Origin of the sequence: Rhizobium metallidurans, assembly GCF_014196505.1 — a bacterium.
GTDB lineage: Bacteria > Pseudomonadota > Alphaproteobacteria > Rhizobiales > Rhizobiaceae > Rhizobium > Rhizobium metallidurans.
On record NZ_JACIDW010000057.1, the window covers coordinates 1 to 2,509 of the forward strand.

The window sequence follows — 2,509 nt, forward strand, 5'->3', positions numbered from 1 at the left end:
TGAGAGCGGCGGTGGAAAAGTCGGCCACGGTAGCGGCGGAATAATCCAGCCGCGGGCGGAGTAAAATCCGGCCACCTATTTCCTTTCTGCAATGAACGCAGGAGGGACAGGGGATCTACACCGTGGAACTTTATTTGAGGGTTCGTCTGGCTGTTTCCGAAGGGATGACGCAGCGTCAGGCAGCAAAGCATTTCAACGTATCACGCGACAGCGTGGCCAAGATGCTGTCGTATTCGACACCGCCCGGCTATCAGCGACGTTCGCCGATCCGGCGTCCGAAGCTGGATGCATTCGTTTCGACGATCGAGCAGTGGCTGGAAGCTGACATGGTGATGCCGCGCAAGCAGCGGCATACTGCCAAACGGGTGTTCGACCGGCTTCGTGACGAGTGCGGCTTCACCGGCGGCTACACGATCATCAAGGATTATATGCGCGAGCGGGATCAACGCCGCCAGGAGGTGTTCGTGCCGTTGTCGCATCCGCCAGGCCATGCGCAGGCCGATTTCGGCGAGGCGACGGTGGTGATCGGCGGCGTCGAGCAGAAAGCTCGCTTCTTTGTGCTGGATCTTCCTCATAGCGACGGATGCTATGTGCGTGCCTATCCGGCGGCAGTGGCAGAAGCCTGGGTGGATGGTCACATCCATGCGTTCGCGTTCTTCGGAAGCGTGCCGCAGTCGATCGTCTATGACAACGACCGTTGCCTCGTCGCGAAGATCCTCCCCGACGGCACGCGCAAACGGGCAGCGCTGTTCAGTGGCTTCCTGTCCCACTACGTGATCCGGGATCGCTATGGCCGTCCTGGAAAGGGCAATGACAAAGGGAACGTCGAGGGGCTTGTCGGCTATGCCAGACGTAACTTCATGGTTCCGATCCCGCAGTTTCCGACATGGGATGCGTTCAACGCCTTCCTGGAAGAGCAATGCCGCAAACGCCAGCGCGACAGGCTGCGCGGCGAGAGCGAGACGATCGGCGAACGCTTGCTGCGGGATCTCGCGGCCATGCGTCCCTTGCCGGCGTCGCCGTTTGATGCCTGCGACCAGGCCAGCGCTATTGTGACGGCCCAGTCCCTGGTGCGCTACAAGACCAACGACTATTCCGTGCCGGTCGCCTACGGTCATCAGGATGTCTGGATCCGGGGCTATGTCGACAAAGTGGTGATCGGCTGCCGTGGCGAGATCATCGCCCGCCATCCCCGATGCTGGGAGCGGGAAGACGTCGTCTTCGATCCCGTCCATTACCTGCCGCTGATCGAGCAGAAGATCAATGCGCTGGATCAGGCGGCGCCTCTCCAGGGCTGGGACCTGCCGGAGGAGTTCGCCACGCTGCGCCGGCTGATGGAAGGCCGCATGGCCAAGCATGGGCGACGGGAATATGTGCAGGTTCTCCGTCTTCTGGAGAGCTTTGACCTTGCGGACCTGCATGCGGCCGTGAAGCAGGCCATTCAGCTCGGCGCGATCGGCTTCGATGCGATCAAGCATCTGATCCTGTGCCGGGTCGAGCGCCGGCCACCGCGACTGGACTTGGCGATTTATCCCTACCTACCACGGGCGACGGTCGAGAAGACCTCGGCGAAGGCGTATATGCGCCTCCTGTCGTCTGACGCGGGAGAAGCCGCATGAGCACCGAAGCACCCGACATCCTGCTCGCCCACTATCTCAAGACCCTCAAGTTACCGACCTTCCAGCGCGAGCACCAAAAGCTGGCACGGTTATGTGCCACCGAGGGCGTCGACCACGTCGGCTACCTCTTCCGGCTTGCCGAGCGGGAGATGATCGAGCGCGATCGCCGCAAGGTCGAACGCCGGATCAAGGCGGCCAAATTCCCTGTCGTCAAAAGCCTGGATAGCTTCGACTTTAGCGCCATTCCGAAGCTCAACAAGATGCAGGTGCTGGAGCTGTCCCGATGCGAATGGATCGAGCGCCGCGAGAACGTTATCGCCCTCGGCCCCAGCGGCACGGGAAAGACGCATGTTGCGCTTGGTCTCGGTCTGGCCGCCTGCCAGAAGGGCCTGTCCGTCGGCTTCACCACGGCCGCCGCCCTGGTCAGCGAGATGATGGAGGCACGCGACGAGCGGCGTCTGCTCCGGCTCCAGAAGCAGATGGCCGCCTATAAGCTGCTGATCATCGATGAGCTGGGCTTCGTACCGCTGTCGAAGACCGGGGCGGAGTTGCTCTTCGAGCTGATATCGCAACGCTACGAACGCGGCGCCACCTTGATCACCAGCAATCTCCCATTTGACGAATGGACGGAAACCTTGGGCTCCGAGCGTCTGACTGGCGCACTGCTGGATCGCATCACCCACCACGTCAACATCCTCGAGATGAATGGCGACAGCTACCGTCTCGCTCAAAGCCGTGCCCGAAAGGCCGGCTAAAACTCCCCTCAAAAAATCGCCGCGCCGGCCTGAGACCACCGCTCGGGCTTAAGCCCTCCCGGCGGTCTCAGGCCGGCGCCACAGTGGCCGACTTTTGCTCCGCCCCGTGGCCGGTTTTTACTCCGCCGTTGACAC

Annotated in this window: 2 protein-coding genes; both read left to right on the plus strand. The window is 61.9% G+C overall.

Going from position 1 to position 2,509, the window contains the following annotated elements; all coding sequences use genetic code 11:
- Positions 1-122 precede the first annotated feature (122 nt).
- Positions 123-1,619, plus strand: coding sequence for an IS21 family transposase (gene istA / locus GGQ67_RS24995; protein WP_183902798.1), 1,497 nt, complete (start codon positions 123-125; stop codon positions 1,617-1,619).
- The gene (istB, locus tag GGQ67_RS25000; protein WP_183902799.1) at positions 1,616-2,374 is read left to right on the plus strand and encodes an IS21-like element helper ATPase IstB; all 759 of its coding nucleotides are present in this window, start codon (positions 1,616-1,618) and stop codon (positions 2,372-2,374) included. The genes istA and istB overlap by 4 nt, the downstream gene beginning before the upstream one ends.
- The last annotated feature ends 135 nt before the right edge of the window (positions 2,375-2,509 follow it).

Coding starts and splice junctions, on each gene's coding strand:
- istB (WP_183902799.1), top strand. CDS start 1,616: ATGAGCACCGAAGCACCCGACATCCTGCTCGCCCACTATCTCAAGACC.